At 66.9% G+C, this 4,081-nt stretch carries 3 protein-coding genes and 1 CRISPR repeat array; all 3 genes read right to left on the bottom strand.

Annotation, left to right across the window (positions count from 1 at the left end; translation table 11 throughout):
* Positions 1 to 190 precede the first annotated feature (190 nt).
* A CRISPR array of direct repeats spans positions 191 to 576; the repeat unit is 33 nt; unit sequence TCAGAAAGCACCCAGCACCAGAAGGTGCATTAA.
* Positions 577 to 1,061: 485 nt separating this feature from the next.
* Entirely contained in the window at positions 1,062 to 2,369 is a 1,308-nt protein-coding gene (locus HMPREF0975_RS11185) for a hypothetical protein (protein WP_009234289.1), read from the bottom strand.
* 216 nt (positions 2,370 to 2,585) lie between these two features.
* Positions 2,586 to 3,140 (bottom strand): hypoxanthine phosphoribosyltransferase, encoded by a 555-nt coding sequence (gene hpt / locus HMPREF0975_RS11190; RefSeq protein WP_009234290.1) that lies wholly within the window; start codon positions 3,138 to 3,140, stop codon positions 2,586 to 2,588.
* A 162-nt stretch (positions 3,141 to 3,302) separates the two neighbouring features.
* The coding region (locus HMPREF0975_RS11195) for a zinc-dependent metalloprotease (protein ID WP_009234291.1) at positions 3,303 to 4,081 on the bottom strand (779 nt) is incomplete at its 5' end.

Consider the following 4,081-nt stretch of genomic DNA (forward strand, 5'->3'; position numbering starts at 1 on the left):
GCATTAAGACTGATAGAGCGGGCCGATGTAGTTGCAGCTGAAGTTTTGTCAGAAAGCACCTCGCACCAGAAGGTGCATTAAGACTGGTCGTCACGAGACTCCACGAGGTCCTCTCGTCAGAAAGCACCGTCGCACCAGAAGGTGCATTAAGACCTTGCTCTCCACACCAGGAGGCGCCACCGGCCCCGAGTCAGAAAGCACCTCGCACCAGAAGGTGCATTAAAACGATGAACTCTTGACCGTCTGTGGTAGCGGTCGGATCAGAAAGCACCCAGCACCAGAAGGTGCATTAAAACCATGCAACGGCCCAGATAAAGAACGGAATTGATGTCAGAAAGCACCCAGCACCAGAAGGTGCATTAAGACAGCAACGCCAGCGCGGGCTGCCTGAAGGGCATCCCGTCAGAAGGCACCCCGCACCAGAAGGTGCATTAAGACATTTTTTGGAATTCTACGGTTGCGTAGAGCTCGTCAGAAAGCACCCAGCACCAGAAGGTGCATTAAGACGCCAGTGCTGTTGCTGTGGTTTTGCGAGCGTCTGAGTCAGAAAGCACCTCGCACCAGAAGGTGCATTAAAACCGAGGGATAACCTCCGCCGTTGACGCCATCGTCAGTTGCCAACAAGGCCAGCAGATGAGCGGAGATCGGTGTCCACTCAACGGACATGAACCTTATGGAGGTATCGGGAGCCGAGCGAGAACCGCAGAACTTCGCGGTTTTCCGCCCACCACATCGCCGGTAGCCTCGGCCATGTCCGCTACATGGACACCGAACCACTCGTGCGCCGCAGGACAACAGCAGGGACGACCACAAATCCGTTGACGGCAAGCACCATGCACGCGTTGATCTCAGGTGGATTCGCGCCAGGTGACCTCACAAGATTCCAGCAAGCGTCATGCAGCCGAAACGGCCATACCGCAGGGAGCCCGGCCATCAGGCGCTAAAAACATGGGCGGCGCCGAGAAACTCGGCGACCGCCCCCTCGCGCCCACTTGTCGCTCGCTCACGAGCGCCGTCAGCACACCGGGCAGGCCAACGCCAGGCCCCGCACCAGCCCGGCTTCAGCCGCGGCGCAGACGCAGGACGATCAGGCCGCAGGACAGCAGGATCGCCGCCGTCGACAGCACGCCGATCGCCACACCGGTCACCGGCAGCCACCGCTCCCGGGCGCTCTTGGCCGAGGACCGCTCAGCGGCGCTCGTGCGCCCCTTGCTGTCCTGGCTGCTGCTGGCGCCCACCACGACCTCATTGCGTTCGTCATGGCCGGTCCCGTTCGAAGACTGCGAACCGGGACCAGAGCCGTCCGGTACCGTACCGCCGTTGACGGAAGGCGCCCCCGCCGCAGGAGCCTGCGCGCTCTGCTGGGACGAGGCCGACGACGAACCATCCGGGGCCGGCGTCGAACCTCCACCGGCGCCACTGCCCGCCTGCTGCTGATCCGGGGCGGCCGCACCGCCCTCGGGCGCGGACCACAGCGGGCGCGCCACCAGGGAGAGATCCGCCGCCTTCTGGGCGTCAAGCTCCTCAACCTGGACACCACCGGACGAGGCCCGGATGACCTTGTTGTCCCCCATGTAGATGCCGACGTCGTAGATGTTCCCGAACACCGTGGACTGGGCGGGAGCCGAGCCGGAACCGCTCTGCCCCGCGGTCAGCGGGTTGGAGAAGAAGACGATGTCCCCCGGGTTGATGGCGCCGTTCGTGTTCAGCCACAGGTGGTTCTGGGAGTTGAACCAGCCCGCCAGGTCGTCCGGCTTCCAGGCCCCGCTGAGGTCCTGCTCGACGTCGGCCCGGTACCCCACCGGGGTGTTCTGGTCAGCCACGTAAGTAGTGTGCGAGTAGTCCCAGCCGGAGAGCACCATGCCCACCAGAGCCGACGAGCTGATCGGGTACGGGCCGGAACCACCGGCGTGGACATTCGCGCCCGACAACGGCGTGGGACGGGACGGGTCCACGACCAGAGCCCCTCCGGCGTCGGCGAAGGACTGCGCCCGGGCCACCACATCACTGGCGGCGGCACCGTCCGAGGCCACGGTCGGGGCGACCGGAAGCGTCTTCGGCACGGCCCACTGGCCGTCGGCCAGCATGACCGAAACGGCCCCCAGCGCGCCGGCGGGACTCGTGCTCTCAACGGTGTAGACCAGTCCGCCGCCATCGCCCGGGACCTCGTCACCGAGGGTGGTGAGGGTGCTGCCGGCGGCGGCGGTGGCCTGCGCCATCTCGGCAACCGTATTAAAAGTGGGGTCCGCGGCCGGCTCGGCCGCCGCCGGGATCATCATGGGCGTGCTCAGCGAGGACGCCAGCACCACCGCACCCGCGAGGCCGACCAGCCTCGGGACGCGTCGACGCACAGCCTTCTTCACCGTCACCAGGAGTCCTTCCACTTCCACCCGCCGGGATGGGGTATCCGTCGGCGATCTGCACTCGTTATCGTAACGTAACGTACACGGCTCCGACCACCTGTAAAAGGGGTCAGGGCGCAGGTCATAGGCCTCGGAATCACCGCCCGTAGGCGGCGCTTCAACCGGTCTACCCTTGATTCTCCCGTTTTGCCCTCAGGTTTTGTCAAGGTTGACCTGCGTCAGTCAACCTCCGTAGACCTCGGGCCTCAACGTACCGATGAACGGCAGGTTGCGGTACCGCTCGGCATAGTCCAGTCCGTAGCCGACGACGAACTCCGTAGGAATATCGAAGCCGACGTACTTGACGTCCACCTCGACCTTGGCGGCGCCGGGCTTGCGCAGGAGTGTGGCGATCTCCACCGAGGCCGCGCCCCGGGAGGACAGGTTGCCCAGCAGCCAGGACAGGGTCAGGCCGGAGTCGATGATGTCCTCGACGATGAGAATGTCACGGCCGGTGACGTCGGTGTCCAGGTCCTTGAGGATGCGCACCACCCCGGAGGACTTGGTTCCCGAGCCGTAGGAGGACACGGCCATCCAGTCCATCGGCACGCTCATGTGCAGCCGGCGAGACAAATCCGCCATGACGAAGACGGCTCCCTTGAGCACCCCCACGAGCAGGGGGTCGCGGCCCGCGTAGTCGGCGTCGATCTGGGCGGCCATCTCATCGAGGCGCTGCCCTATCTGCTCCTCGGTGATGAGTACCTGCTGAAGGTCCGATCCCATATCCGTGGCGTCCATCCGCCCCGTCCTCCTGATGCGTCGTCATGGCTTCGCGGAGTCGCCGGGGCCTGGGGAAGGCCACCGGTCCGCGTCGACCCCACAAGCCTGCCACACCGGACCCAGCCAGGCACTTCACGCCACTCCCTTCATCCACGAGGAGACGGAGGAGGGGCGGTGCGGTCAGCTCACGCGGCGCACCCACACGTCGGGGCGGGCGATCTCGGCCGGGGTGGGCAGCAGCGCGGGGTCGGTCCACACGACGTTGAGCCCCTCGTGCCCGATGCGCGCCACGACGCTGCGCACGAAGGCGGCACCGTCGGCGTACTGGGCCTCCTTGGCCTCCAGGCCCATGAGCCGGTGCAGCAGGAGCGCGCCCAGGCCGGGCCCGGGGCCGATACCGCCGTCGACCGCCCGACTGCGGGACAGGACTGCACGCAGACGGTGCACTGAGGGCATCCGGTTGGGCCGCACGTCGTCCAGAACCACCTCGGCATGCCCCTCCAGGAAGGTGAGCGCGGCCGCCAGCGAGGCGACCTCCGAGCGCTCTCTGAGGTTCGTCAGGCCCTCGAGCACTCGCCCCCGCCCGGCGCGCGCCGCGATGCGCACCATGCTCCCACGCCGCGGTCTGGGCCCGCGCTCCCCTGATCCCGCACCCCCGTAGACGGCCTCGACGACGGCGCCGATGACCGTGCGCATGGAGTCGGCCAGGTAGGAGCCGAGCCAGGGAGCGGCCATGAGTTGGACGGCATGGGTGGTCTCGTGCAGGCAGACCCAGGCGGGTAGGTCGAGCATGTCCAGGTCCAGCTGGCGGCGCATCGCCAGCACGTTGGGGGCCACGAGCAGCAGGTGCGGGGACGATGAGGGCCGCCGCCCTCCTTCCGCCGACACCTCGCCGGTCCGCTCGCCGCCGGGCTCCTCGCCGCCGGAGCGGCCGGCTCCCGCCCCGATCGAGGCGTCGG

Source organism: Actinomyces sp. oral taxon 849 str. F0330, assembly GCF_000239715.1.
GTDB lineage: Bacteria > Actinomycetota > Actinomycetes > Actinomycetales > Actinomycetaceae > Actinomyces > Actinomyces johnsonii.

Bases quoted from the DNA above. Each gene is read 5' to 3' on its own strand.
- hpt (WP_009234290.1), bottom strand. From the start codon at position 3,140: ATGGACGCCACGGATATGGGATCGGACCTTCAGCAGGTACTCATCACC.